This window comes from Roseibium limicola (assembly GCF_017313085.1).
GTDB lineage: Bacteria > Pseudomonadota > Alphaproteobacteria > Rhizobiales > Stappiaceae > Roseibium > Roseibium limicola.
Genome location: NZ_JAFLNF010000004.1, coordinates 325,603 through 340,102, shown reverse-complemented (window position 1 = coordinate 340,102; position 14,500 = coordinate 325,603). Strand labels below are relative to the sequence as shown.

The 14,500-nt window shown below is 59.4% G+C and carries 14 protein-coding genes; 6 read left to right on the top strand and 8 right to left on the bottom strand.

What is annotated here, in order from left to right:
• Positions 1–112: 112 nt before the first annotated feature.
• Both J0X15_RS11435 and J0X15_RS11430 read right to left on the bottom strand, forming a co-directional pair.
• A complete protein-coding gene (locus J0X15_RS11435; RefSeq protein WP_206940764.1) occupies positions 113–787 on the bottom strand; it encodes a DNA-3-methyladenine glycosylase I in 675 nt (224 codons plus the stop codon).
• A gap of 157 nt (positions 788–944) precedes the next feature.
• Positions 945–1,700: a protein phosphatase CheZ gene (locus J0X15_RS11430; RefSeq protein WP_206940762.1), complete on the bottom strand. Its 756-nt coding sequence runs from the start codon at positions 1,698–1,700 to the stop codon at positions 945–947.
• 261 nt (positions 1,701–1,961) lie between these two features.
• Here J0X15_RS11430 and J0X15_RS11425 point away from each other — a divergent pair, with 261 nt between their 5' ends.
• Together J0X15_RS11425 and J0X15_RS11420 are read left to right on the top strand one after the other, a co-directional pair.
• Positions 1,962–2,672 carry a DUF2927 domain-containing protein gene (locus J0X15_RS11425; RefSeq protein ID WP_206940760.1) on the top strand — a complete coding sequence of 237 codons (711 nt, stop codon included), beginning with the start codon at positions 1,962–1,964 and terminating at the stop codon, positions 2,670–2,672.
• A 191-nt stretch (positions 2,673–2,863) separates the two neighbouring features.
• On the top strand, positions 2,864–3,562 hold the full coding sequence (locus tag J0X15_RS11420; RefSeq protein WP_206940758.1) for a L,D-transpeptidase: 699 nt from the start codon (positions 2,864–2,866) through the stop codon (positions 3,560–3,562).
• 15 nt (positions 3,563–3,577) lie between these two features.
• On the opposite strand, the gene J0X15_RS11415 is transcribed toward J0X15_RS11420, so the two are convergent.
• From J0X15_RS11415 to J0X15_RS11400, 4 genes are all read right to left on the bottom strand, one after another.
• Complete coding sequence (locus J0X15_RS11415) at positions 3,578–4,261, bottom strand: hypothetical protein (RefSeq protein ID WP_206940756.1); 684 nt, start codon at positions 4,259–4,261, stop codon at positions 3,578–3,580.
• A 67-nt stretch (positions 4,262–4,328) separates the two neighbouring features.
• Entirely contained in the window at positions 4,329–5,654 is a 1,326-nt protein-coding gene (gene glcF, locus J0X15_RS11410; RefSeq protein WP_206940754.1) for a glycolate oxidase subunit GlcF, read from the bottom strand.
• Positions 5,655–5,677: 23 nt separating this feature from the next.
• Positions 5,678–6,871 (bottom strand): FAD-binding protein, encoded by a 1,194-nt coding sequence (locus J0X15_RS11405; RefSeq protein WP_206940751.1) that lies wholly within the window; start codon positions 6,869–6,871, stop codon positions 5,678–5,680.
• Between the two features lie 17 nt (positions 6,872–6,888).
• Complete coding sequence (locus tag J0X15_RS11400) at positions 6,889–8,385, bottom strand: FAD-linked oxidase C-terminal domain-containing protein (RefSeq protein WP_206940749.1); 1,497 nt, start codon at positions 8,383–8,385, stop codon at positions 6,889–6,891.
• 183 nt (positions 8,386–8,568) lie between these two features.
• On the opposite strand from J0X15_RS11400, the gene J0X15_RS11395 reads away from it, so the two are divergent.
• Entirely contained in the window at positions 8,569–9,519 is a 951-nt protein-coding gene (locus J0X15_RS11395) for a LysR family transcriptional regulator (RefSeq protein WP_331461910.1), read from the top strand.
• Positions 9,520–9,671: 152 nt separating this feature from the next.
• Positions 9,672–10,049: a c-type cytochrome gene (locus tag J0X15_RS11390; RefSeq protein WP_206940745.1), complete on the top strand. Its 378-nt coding sequence runs from the start codon at positions 9,672–9,674 to the stop codon at positions 10,047–10,049.
• A gap of 76 nt (positions 10,050–10,125) precedes the next feature.
• Here the strand turns inward: J0X15_RS11390 and J0X15_RS11385 are convergent, their stop codons facing one another.
• Positions 10,126–11,439 carry a DUF3422 family protein gene (locus J0X15_RS11385; protein ID WP_206940743.1) on the bottom strand — a complete coding sequence of 438 codons (1,314 nt, stop codon included), beginning with the start codon at positions 11,437–11,439 and terminating at the stop codon, positions 10,126–10,128.
• 212 nt (positions 11,440–11,651) lie between these two features.
• Between J0X15_RS11385 and J0X15_RS11380 the strand changes: the two genes are divergently transcribed.
• Positions 11,652–12,461, top strand: coding sequence for a FadR/GntR family transcriptional regulator (locus tag J0X15_RS11380; protein ID WP_206940741.1), 810 nt, complete (start codon positions 11,652–11,654; stop codon positions 12,459–12,461).
• A 33-nt stretch (positions 12,462–12,494) separates the two neighbouring features.
• Complete coding sequence (locus J0X15_RS11375) at positions 12,495–13,631, top strand: alpha-hydroxy acid oxidase (protein ID WP_206940739.1); 1,137 nt, start codon at positions 12,495–12,497, stop codon at positions 13,629–13,631.
• Positions 13,632–13,694: 63 nt separating this feature from the next.
• Here J0X15_RS11375 and J0X15_RS11370 read toward each other — a convergent pair whose 3' ends face one another.
• Positions 13,695–14,405, bottom strand: a complete 711-nt coding sequence (locus J0X15_RS11370) for a type 1 glutamine amidotransferase (RefSeq protein WP_206940737.1) — start codon at positions 14,403–14,405, stop codon at positions 13,695–13,697.
• Between the last annotated feature and the right edge of the window lie 95 nt (positions 14,406–14,500).

Genomic DNA, 14,500 nt, shown 5'->3' with positions numbered 1-14,500 from the left:
AATGCTGAACTGCGCCAGCCAACTAACAAAGATACGCGCGTCGGGGACAGCTGGATCTCCGGCGGCAGCGCTTTTCTGGATGATGCAGTTGGCAAAGCCTGTTGATCAGGGCTCAGGTCGGTCGGGTGAAGGCATCGCGCGCTGCTTCAATTCTGGCGCGGCAACAGCATCCCTCGACATGATCATTGACCATGCCCATGGACTGCATGAAGGCATAGACGGTGGTCGGCCCAACAAAGCTCCAGCCGCGCTTCTTCAGGTCTTTCGACAAGGCGATGCTTTCCGGCGTTGTCGCGGCGATCGTGCCCCGCTCCAGCTTTTCCGGCCGGCTCTCAGCCGTTGGCTCAAAGCTCCAGAAGTGCGCGGCGAGTGAGCCCTTTTCCTGCTTCAGCTCAATCGCACGCTTGGCGTTGTTGATCACTGAAACGATCTTGCCGCGATGCCGAACGATGCCCTTGTCGGCAACGCAGCGCTCCACATCGGCCTCATCGAAGCCGGCGACCACGTCGAACTCGAAATTGGCAAAGGCTGCGCGAAACGCCTCGCGCTTGCGCAGGATCGTCAACCACGATAGCCCGGCCTGGAAGCCCTCAAGGCAGATCTTTTCAAACAACCGGCGGTCCGCGTCAACGGGCCATCCCCACTCTTCGTCGTGGTAGCGGCGATATTCCTCGAGGCCACCATGCCACCAGCACCGATGGAGGTCGTCAGGCCCTTTAAGCAGTCCCTTCAGCAACAAAGCCGCGGCTTCGGTATCCCCTGATCCTGTTGGTTCTTGCGTCGTCATGATCAGCCCCCTCAAACGTTCATTCTTTGTTCCATCCCACAGCCCTTTCTGAAATGCAAGGCTGGCAGCAGAAGCCGCAATTCTCTCCTGACAAGCAAAAAGCCGCCCCCTGACGGGAGCGGCTTTCAAAAAACTGGGCCTGACGAAGCTGGGTAGGTCAGGCGAAGAGGGCGTCGATGTCGTCCTGGCTGGCGACGTCTTCATCGGAATCAAGCGACGGGCCGTTCAGCAGTGCGGCATCGCCTTCTGCCGTTGTCTTGCCTGCAATTTCGACGTCCTTGAAGCTCTCGATACCGCCCCAGATGTCCATCATCTGGGCAATACGGTCTTCAATGAAACGCAGGGTGCCGACCACTTTGGTGATGCGCTGGCCGGTCAGATCCTGGAAGTTACAGGCTTCGAAGATCTGTACGACACTTTCCTGAATGTCGTGCGCCAGATCAGAGTCCTGCCCCTTCAAACGAGCCGACAAGGTGTTTGCGGTTTCATCGATGAACTCGGCAGAGGACAGAATGGCCTCGGTCGCCCCTTCCGTCCCGGACACAACGGCATCCAGTTCGTTTGTGACGCGGGTCATGTCCTCACCCTTGGAACCCGTGGTGTGGTGCAGGGTGGCGATTTCTTTTTTGGTCTGGCTGATCGCCTCATAGATGGCGTCCAGCTCGACCTTTAGTTTGCCTGCCTCCGACATTTCCTTACGGAACTCGGCCAGAACTTTTTCACTGACGTCCTGCGAGTCGACGGCTGGCTGCAGGTTTTCGGTGTGCTGCTGAGCCATCAGACGCTTCAGGTCTGAAATCTCGGCCATCACCTCCTGGTGGCGGCGCTCGTCCGCAAAGCCAATCTCATCGCCGCCATCAGACTGCAATCGTATCAAATTTTCGGCGCGAAAGGATTTTCTCACAGCAACCATCTCTGCTCCACAAACTCCAAGGACATGATCCCTTGAACATTTCCGCACCTTAACCGAGACTTCTTTAAGGAATTGTTTTTGCAGAGAGAGACCCCATGAGATCAGGTCGAAAACCGGAGCCTTGGCAATACTGACAGGTCTTTGCCTTAGTCCCATGCGCATCAGTCAATATCCCAAGCGCGTTGGCCCGCAGCGTAAAGTGCTCTACATTTCATTGTCCCGACTTCGCACCGATTCTTGGAAGTTTTTGATTTAAAATCGATGTTTCGCCTACTCTCGTCTCTTCTCCTGGTGTGTTCCCTTGTCCTGCCGGCCTGCGCGGCGGATCGGATCTTCACGACCGAAGAGCTGCTCGCGGGGTTTCACAAGACTGTTTTCGGGCTGGAATACCGACGTTGGAGCTGGCAGCCCTATCTCGTAAAAAAGTATATGAGCCCGGTCCGCTTCTATGTGCACAACATGTCGGAGATTGATCGACGACCGGTGTTGGACAAGTTTATCCGTCAGGTGCAGATCAAAGTGCACGGGCTGCAATCCTCCATTGTGCAGGATCCCGAGCAAGCCAACTTCAACATCTATGTTGTCGACCGACCAAACTACCTGCAGATCGTGCGCGAGCACGTTTACAAGAAGGCCGATGCCAAGGCGCCCGGTCGCTGTTTGGTCCGGGTGGTTTCCGACAAAAACGGCATAAAGCACTCGACAGCCGTCGTCGTGTCCGACGAGGGAGAGTTCATCTTTCGCCGCTGCATGGTGGAGGAAGTGCTGCAGGGACTGGGCCCAATGAACGATGATGACAGCCTGATCCATTCCGTCTTCAACGATCACTCACGGCATAACCGGTTCACGACCTTCGACCAGATGATCCTGAACATGCTGTATGACGACAGGATTCTGCCGGGCATGAGTACCGAAGATGTCGACCGCGTGCTGCCCAGGGTGTTGCAGCAAGTGCGCAACCGGATGAACTGAGCGCAGGCTTAAACCTTTTTTAACCGTGCCTCTCAACCAAGTCGTAACCATAGATACAATTTACGATCATGGTTAGCTTGCGATTCACCAAACCCTTGGGATTTGCCCCTAGCCTGTGGCCAGCCGATCTGGCGTGGAGATTCGTCTGCCGCGCCGATCCCCTTGTCGCATCGCCTATGGAGCCTTTCGCCATGACGCGCCTTGTCCGATATTTCCTGGCCGCGAGCTTTCTCGCCACCAGCGCCCTGCCCGGTGTTGCAGGCACCGCAGGTCGCGCTGCACCGCCGCCGCTGGTCCTCAGCCCCAATCTAACGGATCCATGGCTGTTGCAACTGCGCCAGAACCCACAGGTTCGCAGCACGTCACGACGCACCGGTTGGCTGAGTGCTCGCCGACCCCAACCCGCTCAGCAGCCGCAGCAGGCGGCAGCGCCTCAGCGCAGCATTGCACCGCAGTTTCTTCCGACAATCGTGCGCTATGACACCCAGCAGAAGCCGGGCACCATCGTGATCGACACCAATGCTCGCTACCTCTATCTGGTGCAGGCAGACGGCACAGCACGGCGCTATGGGGTTGGTGTGGGCAAGCCGGGTTTCGAGTGGGCCGGCACTCATAAAGTCACCCGCAAGGCCGAATGGCCGGATTGGCGCCCCCCGCAGGAAATGCGCAAACGACGTCCCGATCTTCCCGCCTTCATGGAAGGCGGTCCGGCCAATCCGCTGGGCGCCCGGGCGCTTTATCTCGGCTCGACGCTTTACCGCATCCACGGCTCCAACCAGCCCTGGACCATCGGCCACGCCGTGTCCTCCGGGTGCATTCGCATGCGCAATGAAGACGTGACGGATCTCTACCAGCGGGTTGGTGTGGGAACATCAGTCCACGTCATTTGAGGACGTGGTCCGCCATCAGACGGCGAAGGGTTCAACGCGACCCTTCGCCAGATAGTCGCGGAACAACTCCCGCCACTGGCGTTTATCTCCGGTCCACTCGCTGTCGTCCGCTTGCAGAATGCGCAGCTCCGGCAGCTCCGTTCCGCCGTGCCGCTCAGGATGAGACACAACCAGATACTCGCACGCCCTTCCAAAGAAGCCGTCGACCGCAACCTGCAAGCGCTTCAGCTCGTCCGCATCGAAATCCAGTTTTTCTATCCCTGTGTCTCTCGCCACCAGGTCCAGATTGTTCTGTGAGTTGGAGATGACGAAGATCAGCCGCTCACGCTGCCGCAAGCGCTCAAACTTCGCGCGCAGGTGAGTGAAGCGGGAGAGTTCATTCTCAAACCAGCCGTCGATGTCTGCTGCGGCTTCCGGCTCCGGTCGAAAATGATGCAGAAAGCGGATTTCGTAAGGATTCCAGGTCGGGTGCCCTGGACCATCGACGATGGCGACCCGGTCAAACAGCGGAAAACCGTCCTCGAACAGCTGTGCAAGCCCGGCAACAGGCGCAACCAATCCGTCGAAGAAATGACGCTCAGGCTGAAACGCCTGAGCGAGCACTTCCGACAGAACTTCGATGCTGGTCCTGATCTGTCGGGCGCTCTGGCAGGACATGCCCAGAGAGACTATCGCCGTCGTATCACTGCCTGCCGACATGCTGCGCGAACATCCTTCGTCTTTTGTGCCCCCAAGGTAGGAACCACAAAAGACGATGCCAAGGCCCTTACTCCACCGCCTGCGGCAAAGTTGCCAGTTCAACGGGTTTCGGACCGCCATAGACCCAGTCCAGCAGTTCGGCAGTGTGAACCACCGGAAGGTCCATGCCGCTGCCGATTTGAGTGATGCAACCGATGTTACCGGTCGCCACCAGATCCGGTGTGGTCTTGATAATGTTCGCCACTTTCCGGTCACGCAGACGGGTGGCTATTTCCGGTTGCAGGATGTTGTAAGTCCCCGCCGACCCACAACACAGGTGGCCTTCCGGCACGTCCTTGACCGCAAAACCGGCCGCCGTCAACAGCGCCTTCGGCTGACGCGTGATCTTCTGGCCGTGCTGCATGGAGCAAGCAGAATGATAGGCCACCTTGAGCCCCGGCTGGAGAACCGGTTCACCCAGATCCGCTTCGCACAGGAACTCGGTGATGTCCTTGGCCAGAGCTGAAACCTTCGCAGCCTTCTCCCGGTAAACCTCGTCCTCGCGCAGCATGAAGCCATAGTCCTTGATGGTCGTGCCACAGCCGGAAGCGGTGATCAGAATGGCATCAAGGCCCTTGTCTTCCAGCTCCCGGGTCCAGACGTCAACATTGCGCCGGGCGTTGTCGAGGGCGGCTGCTTCCTTGCCCATGTGGTGCACCAGAGCGCCGCAACAGCCTTCACCTTCCGGCAGAACCACCTCATAGCCAGCCCGACGCAGCAGACGGATTGTGGCAGAGTTAATCGACGGCTTCAGAACAGGCTGAGCACAGCCGGACAACAGAGCGACACGACCCTTGGCGGTCGTTGCAGGCGGGTAGACACCTGGCTTGTCGGCTTCGGACGCCGAGGGAACACGCAGTGGTGCCAACGCCAGCATGGCACCAGCCTTGGCAAAGAAGCCCCCCATCTTCTTCAATGGATCCGCCAATGGACGCGCCAGACGTGCACCGGCGAGTGCCAGGCGAAAGCGCGTTGGATGCGGCAGCACGGAGGCGAGGACGCCGCGCAAGAAGCGATCCGACAACGGCCGCCGATAGGTTTCCTCGATGTGCGCCCGCGCATGATCGACCAGATGCATGTAATTGACACCCGAAGGACAGGTGGTCATGCAGGACAGGCAAGACAGGCAGCGGTCGACGTGTTTGACAACCTTGGCATCCGCCGGCTTGTCGTTTTCCAGCATGTCCTTGATCAAGTAGATGCGGCCCCGCGGACTGTCGAGCTCATCCCCGAGCAAGGCAAAGGTCGGACAGGTCGCAGTACAGAAGCCACAATGCACGCATTTGCGCAGGATCTTTTCGGATTCTGCCACATTCGCATCGGCCAACTGGGCAAGTGAGAAATTGGTTTGCATGGGTCTCGTTTCTCCTGCCCGACCTAAACCGACCCGACCATACGGCCCGGGTTGAGAATGCCGACGGGATCGAATTGTTGTTTCAAACGGGCACTGAGGGCGGCGAGCGAGGCGGGCTGAGGCTGAAAAACCGGCGTTTCGAGACGCTCCTGCGCCCGCGCCCGGATCAGCATGGCATGACCTCCGCCGACAGCAGCAAGGCCCTGGCGAATTTCAGTCTCGTGCAGGGCACCGTCTTCGCAACGGATCCAGATCAAGCCTCCAGACCAATCGTAAAACACCTTCACATCGAAGCGTTTGCGCAGGGCATCGACGTAGATAGCACCAGCCGCCGGGGCAACAGACACCTTCCAAACCGGGGCTTCACCGGCAGAGATCATTTCGCAATCACGGACCTGACGCCACAGAGGCTCTGAACGCTCCGCACCGATACGCTCGGGTGTGCCCAGATCCCCTAGAAGCTTGTGCAGGATGGCAAAGCGATAGTCGATGGAGGTCGGGAAGCCCTCCAACCGCAGCAATGTTACCGGCCCCTCGCCCACCTGGGCACCGTCGGGCAAATGTGCAGCGCCCGAGACTTCCGCAGAGGACCCCATGGCCCGGCACAAGGCCTCCACTGCGACGCCTTCCGAAAGTCCCCGCAGGCAGAAGGTCGCCGAGCTTTCCGGCCGGGGATTGACCTTCAGGGTAACAGTCGTGGCGATTGCCAGCGTGCCGAAGGAGCCACAGAAGGCGCGCGGCAGGTCATAGCCGGTGACGTTCTTCACCACACGGCCGCCAGCCTTGAAAATTTCGGCTCGACCAGAAACGGCTTCCATACCGAGGATATGATCGCGGGCAGCACCCGCCTTGAGCCGGCGCGGGCCGGACAGGTTGGTCGCGAGAACCCCGCCAACCGAGCCTTGGCCGGCAGGTCTGCCCAAAAGCGGACCAAGGTCCATCGGCTCGAAGGACAGCTCCTGATTATGCTGGGTGACGAGAGCTTCGACATCGGCAATCGATGTGCCGGTCTTCACCGTCAGCACCAGTTCTTCCGGCTCATATTCAACGATACCGCTCAGATCGGTCAGATCGACAGCATGGGTTGCCTTAACTGGGCGGCCGAGACCGTCCTTGGAGCCATGCCCCCGCACAGCGAGAGCCGTCTCGTTCGAAACCGCCCATTCCACTGCGGAACGAACCTCTTCGACAGTCGTAGGGCGCAAGGTTTCCTGCATTGTTTTTCTCCCTCGCCTCAGAACCGCGGAATATCCGGGAAAGGCAGCTTCCCCTTGTGGACATGCATCCGGCCCAGCTCCGCACAACGGTGCAGCACGGGAAAAACTTTCCCCGGATTGAGAAGGTGGTTTTCGTCGAACGCACATTTGACGCGCTGCTGCTGCTTGAGGTCGTCTTCGGAGAACATTTCAGGCATCAGATCACGTTTTTCGATGCCGACACCGTGCTCTCCCGTCAGCACGCCGCCAACCGCAACGCACAGACGAAGGATATCGGCGCCAAAAGCTTCTGCAGCCTCAAGTTCCCCCGGCTTGTTGGCATCGTAGAGAATCAGCGGATGCAGGTTGCCGTCGCCAGCGTGGAAGACGTTTGCGACGCGCAGGCCATGCTTTTCCGAGAGATCGCGCATTCCAGCCAGCACCTTGGGCAGCTCGCGGCGCGGGATCGTCCCATCCATGCAAAGATAGTCGGGAGAGATACGGCCAACGGCGGGGAACGCGGCCTTGCGACCGGCCCAGAATGTCATGCGTTCTTCTTCTGACGTGGAGATGCGGATGTGTGATGCCTTGTTCTTCAAGGCAATCGCCTCGACCCGTTCGATCAGATCGTTGACCTCAGCCTCCGGCCCATCCAGCTCGACAATCAGCAATGCTTCGACGTCCAGAGGATATCCGGCATTGACGAAGGCCTCGGCCGCGTCAATCGCCAGCTTATCCATCATTTCCATGCCGCCGGGAATTATGCCGTTGGCGATGATCTCCGCCACGCAGCGTCCGCCGTCCTCGCTGGTCGGAAAACCCACCAGCAGCGCGCGCGCGGTTTCCGGCTTCTGCAGAATGCGCAGGGTAACCTCGGTGACTACGCCCAGCAGTCCTTCCGAGCCGGTCATCAGCGCCAGCAGGTCATAGCCTTCGCTGTCGAGATGCTTGCCGCCGAGACGGATCACTTCGCCGGTGATCAGCACCATTTCCAGGCCCAGGACGTTGTTGGTGGTCAGACCGTACTTCAGACAATGCACACCACCAGAGTTTTCGGCAATGTTGCCACCGACCGAACACGCAATCTGCGATGACGGGTCTGGCGCATAATAAAACCCTTCGTGCTCCACGGCTCGGGTCACGCCGAGGTTGGTCACCCCTGGCTGGACCGTCACGCAGCGGTTGGCGAAGTCGATGTCGAGCACCTGATTGAACTTCATCATCGACAGAAGGACTCCGTCGGCGAGCGGAAGCGCTCCACCCGACAGAGAGGTTCCAGCTCCTCGCGGCACCACCTTGACGCCATTCTCATGGCAATAGCACAGGACCTGCGACACCTGCTCCACGGTTTCAGGCAGCACGACGATCAACGGCATCTGTCGATAGGCGGTCAGCGCGTCCGTTTCATAGGGGCGCATCTCCGTTTCATCATCGATCACCCCTTCGCCGGGCACAATTCCCTGCAAAGCGGCGACAATTTCCCGGCGGCGCGCCAGAATCGACTGATCTGGCACCGGCATTAAAATGGCGGTCATGGCCTCCCGAGCCCTCCCTCGACCTACTATCTATTTCCGAATCCGAATAAGTGTGCTTTCATTATTGCCTCAGAGGCGCAAATAAACCAAGGGCCGGATCCACCTCCTCAGACCTGCTGTTCTAGCAGGTTCAGGAAATTCCGACAGCCTCGACCCGATATAGAGACGTTTTCCGGACGGTTGATAATGAGCGAATTCACGGACATGGAAATTTACGCCCGGGTAATCTCCGCCGGCAGCATGTCAGCTGCGGGGCGGGAGATGAACCTGTCGCCCGCTGTGGTTTCCAAACGCATTCGCCGACTGGAGGAAAGGCTGGGCACACGCCTGCTGCAGCGAACCACCCGGCAGATCGCGATGACTGAATCCGGCCAGGGCTTCTATGAGCGGGTGATTGCTATTCTGGCCTCGGTGGAAGAAGCGGAAGCCTATGTGGCCGACGCTGCCGCCAACGCCAAAGGCACGCTGAAGGTGGCGGCTCCCACGTCTTTCGGTCGGCTGCATATCGCCCCGCACCTGGGGAAGTTTTTTCAGAGCAACCCTGACCTGGCCGTCAACCTGGATCTGGAAGACAATTTCGTCGACATTGTTGGAGAAGGCTACGATCTCGCCATTCGGATTGCCGAATTGTCCGATTCCAGTCTGGTGGCCCGCCGTCTGGCCCCGGTTCACCGGATCCTCTGCGCATCGCCGGAATATCTGGAACGCCATGGCGAACCGCAAAGCATCACCGAACTGATGGAACAGCATGTTTGCCTGGCAGCTGCCAATCAAGACCCCTGGCGGCTGGTCGGACCGGACGGACAGATCACCCTGCGGACGCAGGCGCCGATCCGTACCAACTCCTCGGAAGTGGTGCGGGAGTGCCTGCTGGCTGGCGTCGGTGTTGCCCTGCGATCGACCTGGGATATCGGACCGGAACTCCGCGAGGGCAAGTTGAAGGTCGTCCTGCCATCGTATCGGGCCTCCAGCAAGGTCGGTCTCTATGCGGTCTATCCCAGCCGCCGATTCCTGCCGGCCAAGGTGCGCGTCTTCATCGACTTCCTCGCCAGTCTGTACGGGTCGTCACCCTATTGGGATGAAGGTGTGGAAGACTGGTTACGTCTGCCAGAAGAGATAAAACACGAAGCCTAGGCAATTTCGCCCAGAGAAGGCCCAGCCGCCTGCGACATAGACGCCCAAACCCGCCTGTTTCATCAGATAGTTTGATCCATGTCCTTGAGATTTTGCTGTGAAGACGCAGATGGTGTCTGACGCGAATTGACGACATGAGGGAGAAATCTGTGATGCGTTTGCTAACCATTGCCGCGACCATCGGTCTGGCCATGACCGCTCAGGCATTTGCCGAAGGCGATGCCGCGAAGGGCGAAAAGGTTTTCAGAAAGTGCGCTGCCTGCCATGCGGTGGGTGAAGGCGCCAAGAACAAGGTCGGGCCACAGCTCAACGGGCTGATCGACAGACCAGCCGCCACTGTCGAGGGCTACAAGTATTCCAAAGCCATGAAGGCCAAGGGCGAAGAAGGCCTGGTCTGGAGCGAGGACAATCTCCACGCCTATCTGACCAAGCCGAAGGATTTCGTTCCAAAAACCAAAATGGCATTCGCCGGGCTTCGCAAGGAAGCCGACATCGACAACATCATCGCTTATCTGAAGCAGTACCAATAAGCGTCAGAAACCGACCACCCAGCCGGCGCTTCACTCAGGAGCGCCGGTTTTGTCTTGACCGTGTACGATCATAGGCTCAGGCGCCTTCATCTTCGTCGTGATGTGCCCGGATGCGACGCACGGTCCACCAGATGAACAGCACCACCACCGGCACGGCCAGACCGGTGGTCAGCTCAGGAGACGGGATCGGCAGGCCGGATTTCTTCGCCGCCTTGGCGACATAAGACACCAGCCCGATGACATAGTAGCTGACAGCCGCCACCGAGAGGCCTTCGACAGTCTGCTGCAGGCGCAGTTGAAGTCTGGCGCGGCGGTTCATGCTTTCCAGCAGATTGCGATTCTGATCTTCCAGGTCCACATCGACACGGGTACGGAGCATGGTCGTGGCGCGGGCCAGCTTGCGCGACAGATTGGCCTGCCGATCTTCCACCGACTGGCAGGTGCGCATGGCCGGTGCCAATCGGCGGCGCAAGAAGGCAGCCAACCCGAGGCGACCGATCACCGGCTCCTCGTGCAGCGCATCAAGGCGGGCGTTGACAATCTCGTAGTAGGCGCGGCTGGCACCGAAGCGATAGGCACTTGCCGCAGCTCCGGCTTCCAGTTTTGCCGACAATCGCGACAGCTTGTCGAGCACCGAGCGGTTCGCCTGCATCTCGGTTACGCCTTGCAGATTTTGAGTGATGACAGCGAGGTCGCCCTCGATTGAGGCGACCTCCGGCTGTAGTCGGTTTGCCTCAAACAGGCCGAGCAATGCCAACGTCCGGTAAGTCTCGACTTCCAGCAAACGCTGGGCCACGGTCCCTGCCTGCCCTGGTGTCATCGTCTCATCGACAAGCAGAAAGCGGGTCATGCCATGGCCGTCGGCGCGGAAGTCAGAGGCCACCAGTCCTGCGCCGGCTTCGACACGGCTGGCCACCAGACTGGCCGGGTCGAAATGCCCTTCCCAGTCGTCGGGCAGGTCCGCCTTTGTAACGAGATCCAGCCGCATCGCGACCAGCATTGGTCCCGGCGCCCGAAAAGCCCGGCCAAAAGGATGGTTGCCAGTCAAAGGCGCAAAGACTTGCGATTTTTCTGCAGGACCGTCCCAGGTGTAAGTCGTGAACTCGGTGTGACGCTCCCAGCTCAGGGTGCCGCCGGCAAACCCCAGAGTGTGATAGCGCGCTGCTGGCTCCGGTCCGGCCACGCCATGGCTTCGGCACATCTCGGCAAACCATGACCGATCCTCGACGATGGCCTCCCCGTCCAGACAAAATGCGTAGTGCAGAAGCACCCGTGGCGTGTCCAGCGGGCGGAAGGGTCTGGCATGAATTTCTCCCAAAACAGCATCCCGCAAGGGATGGCTGGGGAATGTGGGACCAGAAGAACTCTCGGGGGACGTCGCGTCGGTCATTGTGTCGGTATCCGAATTGGCGCAGGCCGCGCACTGTGACGCCAAGGTTCACCGGAGTCCAATGCGCAAAAGGTCGCTCCGGCCATTCTAGCCATCTGAATTTCCCGCAGCGTTAATCTCACTTCGGCGAATTGGATAATTTATTTGACCAATTTTCCATTTTCTCGTTAGAACAGCGGAGACTTTCCGAGAGGGATGCCCAGTGACTGACGATGTTTGAGAAAATTCCCTCGAGCCGCACAGCCGACGCTGTGACACAGCAGATCGAGAAATTGATCCTGGCGGGTGTCTTGCGTCCCGGCGACCGACTGCCCGCTGAGCGGGAGTTGGCGGCTCAACTGGATGTCTCACGTCCGGTGCTGCGGGAAAGCCTGAAGACCCTGGAGAGCCAAGACCTGCTGGTCAGCCGACCAGGCGGTGGGACCTTCGTCGCTGATGTCATCGGCCCGATTTTTTCCGAGCCTGTCGTTGCCCTGATCGAGCGTCATACGGACGCCGCAGACGACTACCTGGAGTTTCGCCGAGATCTGGAAAGCCAGTCTGCCGCCTATGCGGCTGAACGGGCGAGCGACACGGATCTCGCGATCCTGGATGAGCTGATTTCCAACATGAAAACGGCCTACGCTCATCGCGACCACGCACGGGAAGCTATCCTCGACACGGAATTCCACCAGGCCATCGGCGAGGCGGCGCATAATGTCATTCTGATGCATTGCCTGCGCTCCTGTTATCGCTTGCTGGAGAACGGCATTCTGGTCAATCAACGGTTTCTGTTCGATATGCCCGGCGCCCGCGAAACGTTGCTGGAGCAACATGAACGCATTGCCCAAGCCATAGCCAACCGCGCCCCAGACGAGGCAGCTCAAGCGTCGCGCGATCACATAGATTTCGTCCGCCAGGCTGTTCGCGAAACCAAAGCCCTGACCAGCCGCCAAACATTGGCAGACCTCAGACGCAGCGGCCGCCAGAACAGCCGGGACACCGCCCTCGATACCACGGGCGGCAAACGCCGCTCCTCATGACCCCCTTTTCGCATTTCACGGAGATCTTTCGATATGGCTCAGATTACCAGCATTGCCGACCTTCAGGCCCTCGCAAAGCGTCGGGTACCAAAGATGTTCTACGACTATGCCGACACCGGCTCGTGGACACAGAGCACCTACCACGACAACGAGGCGGCCTTTCAGCGGCAGAAGCTGCGGCAGCGGGTTGCAGTCAACATCGACAACCGCAGCGTCAAGACCACCATGCTCGGGCAGGATGTCTCCATGCCCGTGGCGCTGGCCCCCGTCGGGCTGACCGGGATGCAGCATGCAGACGGCGAGATACTGGCAGCTCAGGCGGCAGAGGAATTCGGCGTTCCCTTCACCCTGACAACCATGAGCGTCTGTTCCATCGAGGACGTGGCAGAACACACCAAGTCGCCTTTCTGGTTCCAGCTCTACGTCATGCGCGACCGAGGCTTTTCGGAAAGTCTGATGCAGCGTGCGCATGATGCCAATTGCTCGGCGCTCTGCCTGACACTTGATCTGCAGGTCCTCGGTCAGCGTCACATGGACCTCAAGAACGGCCTCTCGACACCGCCTAATCCGACACCGCGCGTGCTGTTCGATCTGTTGTTCAAACCGCGCTGGCTGATGGGCATGGCGCAGACCAAACGTCGCCAGTTCGGCAACATCCATGGCCACGTCAAGAACGTCGATGACATGTCATCTCTGGCCGAGTGGACCAACAGCCAGTTTGATCCGAGCCTGGACTGGTCGTCGGTGGAGTGGGTGAAGAAGCATTGGGGCCGCAAGCTGATCCTCAAGGGGATCAACGATGTGGAAGACGCCAAGATCGCTGCCGAGATCGGTGCTGACGCCATTGTCGTGTCCAACCATGGTGGCCGTCAGCTCGATGGCGCATTGGCGTCTTATGACGTGCTGCGTGATATCGTTGATGCCGTTGGCGACAAGATCGAGGTGCATATGGATGGCGGCATCCGCTCCGGGCAGGACGTCTTCAAGGCCATGGCAATGGGCGCCAAAGGCACCTTTATCGGCCGGTCCTACATCTACGGGCTGGGCGCCATGGGTAAGCCGGGTGTCACCAAGTCGCTGGAAATCATTCACAAGGAACTGGATGTGACCATGGGACTGTGCGGCGAAACCAACATCGAGAACGTCGGGCGCCACAATCTGGTGCTTTAACCTCAGTCTCTGACCTGAAAGCACAGCCGGGCTGGCCAATCCTGCCCGGCTTTTTCCATGCGCTCAGATGTCCTTGGACAACAGCGCGACCCAGGCACGGGCAACCTCCAGCCCTGCGCGCTCTGCCACAACCCCGGAGCCTCGCGCTTCACGGACCATGCGTTCCGGCCAATCCGGTGTGTGAACCAGAATGGAAGACGAAAAGCTCTCCGACCACTGCCGCACGACCTTTAGTCCCGCCTCGAAATGAAACTGGGTGGCATAGGTGGACTGGCCAATGCGATAGGCCTGAACCGGCGTCGCATCACTTTGCGCTAAGTGCACGGCCTCTCGCGGCAGGCCGACCGTGTCCGAATGCCAATGAAACAGCGCCGCGCCTTCCTTCAGCACACCGATCACCGGATCGCCTCTGCCTTCGTCAGTCGGTCGGACCTCGTGCCAACCAAACTCCACCGGGCGACCGAGAATGTTCTCTCCGCCGAAAGCCCGCGCGATGAGCTGTGAGCCAAGGCAAATGCCGAGGACAGGTTTACCAGCAGCATGAAATGTCCGGATCAGCTCGCAGACCTGCGGCAGGAACGGATAGCCGAGGTCATCGAGGGCATTCTGTTCGCCGCCCAGCACGACTAGGCCGTCATGCCCCACATGATCTTCAGGAACTGGCGCGCCAGCGTGCGCCGGCACGGAAGTGACGCGGCCCCCAGCTTCTTCAAGAGCCTGACCGAGCAGCCCCAGAGGCGTGCCAGGATAGTTTTCGAGTACGAGAACGCGCATTGGGGTGTCCATTGATCATTGAAGCGGTCTACCCCAGCTGATTCTTTGATTGCATACCAGAGGACCAGCCTCATAACCTGAGGGTCCATCACCCG

Bases quoted from the DNA above. Each gene is read 5' to 3' on its own strand.
- J0X15_RS11375 (WP_206940739.1), top strand. From the start codon at position 12,495: ATGGCTCAGATTACCAGCATTGCCGACCTTCAGGCCCTCGCAAAGCGT.
- J0X15_RS11415 (WP_206940756.1), bottom strand. From the start codon at position 4,261: ATGTCGGCAGGCAGTGATACGACGGCGATAGTCTCTCTGGGCATGTCC.
- J0X15_RS11390 (WP_206940745.1), top strand. From the start codon at position 9,672: ATGCGTTTGCTAACCATTGCCGCGACCATCGGTCTGGCCATGACCGCT.
- J0X15_RS11430 (WP_206940762.1), bottom strand. From the start codon at position 1,700: ATGGTTGCTGTGAGAAAATCCTTTCGCGCCGAAAATTTGATACGATTG.
- J0X15_RS11425 (WP_206940760.1), top strand. From the start codon at position 1,962: ATGTTTCGCCTACTCTCGTCTCTTCTCCTGGTGTGTTCCCTTGTCCTG.
- J0X15_RS11420 (WP_206940758.1), top strand. From the start codon at position 2,864: ATGACGCGCCTTGTCCGATATTTCCTGGCCGCGAGCTTTCTCGCCACC.
- J0X15_RS11370 (WP_206940737.1), bottom strand. From the start codon at position 14,405: ATGCGCGTTCTCGTACTCGAAAACTATCCTGGCACGCCTCTGGGGCTG.
- glcF (WP_206940754.1), bottom strand. From the start codon at position 5,654: ATGCAAACCAATTTCTCACTTGCCCAGTTGGCCGATGCGAATGTGGCA.
- J0X15_RS11385 (WP_206940743.1), bottom strand. From the start codon at position 11,439: ATGACCGACGCGACGTCCCCCGAGAGTTCTTCTGGTCCCACATTCCCC.
- J0X15_RS11380 (WP_206940741.1), top strand. From the start codon at position 11,652: ATGTTTGAGAAAATTCCCTCGAGCCGCACAGCCGACGCTGTGACACAG.
- J0X15_RS11435 (WP_206940764.1), bottom strand. From the start codon at position 787: ATGACGACGCAAGAACCAACAGGATCAGGGGATACCGAAGCCGCGGCT.
- J0X15_RS11405 (WP_206940751.1), bottom strand. From the start codon at position 6,871: ATGCAGGAAACCTTGCGCCCTACGACTGTCGAAGAGGTTCGTTCCGCA.
- J0X15_RS11400 (WP_206940749.1), bottom strand. From the start codon at position 8,385: ATGACCGCCATTTTAATGCCGGTGCCAGATCAGTCGATTCTGGCGCGC.